This window comes from Streptomyces sp. NPDC093586 (assembly GCF_044764905.1).
In the GTDB taxonomy this organism is placed as follows: Bacteria; Actinomycetota; Actinomycetes; order Streptomycetales; family Streptomycetaceae; genus Streptomyces.
In genome coordinates this window covers 1-1,155 of sequence record NZ_JBIWJA010000109.1, presented here as the reverse complement: position 1 = coordinate 1,155, position 1,155 = coordinate 1, and the positions used below count along the sequence as shown (strand labels likewise).

Genomic DNA, 1,155 nt, shown 5'->3' with positions numbered 1-1,155 from the left:
TGTCCTGCGCCAGTAGTTGATCGTTAGAAATTGCATGACTTCTGCTGCTGGTGCGTCAGTGCCCCGTCGTGGCCCGAAGCTCGAACCGTTGCTGCTGTCTGATGACGAGCGGGCGGTGTTGGAGCGGTGGACGCGTCGGGCGACATCTGCTCAGGCCCTGGCCTTGCGGGCGCGGATCGTGCTGGCGTGCGCGGGGCCGGAGGTGCCGCCGATTGTCGCGGTCGCCCGAGATCTGCGGGTGACCGCGGACACCGTCCGCAAGTGGCGGCGACGCTTCCTCGCCGAGCGGCTGGACGGGCTGGCCGACGAGCCCCGGCCAGGCCGGCCGCCCACCATCAGCATCGATCAGGTGGAAAAGGTCGTGGTCACCACGCTGGAACAACTACCGAAGAACGCCACCCACTGGTCCAGGAAATCGATGGCCGAGCACAGTGGTCTGTCGAAGTCCACAGTCGGCCGGATCTGGCGGCAGTTCCAGCTCAAACCGCACCTGGCGGACACCTTCAAGCTGTCGACAGACCCGTTGTTCATCGAAAAGGTCTACGACGTCGTCGGCCTCTATTTCAACCCGCCCGAGGGCGCGGTGGTGCTCTCGGTGGACGAGAAGTCGCAGATCCAGGCCCTGGACCGCTCCCAGCCCGTGCTGCCGATAATGCCGGGCATGCCCGAGCGGCGCACCCACGACTACGTCCGTAACGGCCTGACCACCTTGTTCGCCGCCTTCGACGTCGCTACCGGTCAGGTCATCACCGCTCTGCACCGCCGGCACCGGGCCGTGGAGTTCAAGAAGTTCCTGATCCGCATCGACAAAGTGGTGCCGGGGCACCTGCAGGTCCATCTGATCGTGGACAACTACGGCACCCACAAAACACCGGCGATCAAGGCCTGGCTGGCCAAACATCCGCGGTTCGAGCTGCACTTCACTCCGACCGGCTCCTCCTGGATCAACCAGGTCGAGCGGTGGTTCGGCTACCTGGCCCACCAGATGATCCGCCGTGGCGCACACAAGAACATCCAGGCCCTCGAAGCCGACATCCGCGCATGGGTCAAGGACTGGAACGAAGACCCCAAGCCGTTCATCTGGACCAAGACCGCCGAGGAAATCCTCGACTCCCTCGCCCGCATCTGCCGACGGATCTCTGGCGCAGGACACTA

1 protein-coding gene is annotated in these 1,155 nt (G+C 64.7%); it reads left to right on the top strand.

What is annotated here, in order from left to right:
- Window positions 1–34 precede the first annotated feature (34 nt).
- Window positions 35–1,155 (top strand): IS630 family transposase (locus tag ACIRFH_RS36630; protein WP_403530935.1); only part of this gene is annotated, 1,121 nt, incomplete at its 3' end.